The 287-nt window shown below is 58.9% G+C and carries 1 pseudogene; it reads right to left on the minus strand.

The window, feature by feature from the left end:
• Positions 1-287 (minus strand): annotated as a pseudogene (locus ACK3CR_RS27075) (BclA C-terminal domain-containing protein); the annotation flags it as partial.

Genomic DNA, 287 nt, shown 5'->3' on the forward strand with positions numbered 1-287 from the left:
ACTTCCTTCATACGTCACAACTTGACCTGCTGGGTAAAACGGAGCGCTTGCCGCGCTAAACGCTTCTACTCCTTCTAATCCAACACCGGTCGCTCCGGTAAGTCCCGTTGCACCCGTGACTCCGGTTGCCCCTGTGATTCCGGTTGCTCCTGTGATTCCGGTTGCTCCGGTCTCTCCCGTGATTCCAGTTGCTCCCGTGACTCCGGTTACTCCCGTAACCCCAGTTGCTCCGGTTACGCCCGTTGCTCCTGTGACTCCGGTTGCTCCGGTCTCTCCTGTTGCTCCCG

It is taken from the genome of Priestia sp. TRM10, from assembly GCF_057808375.1.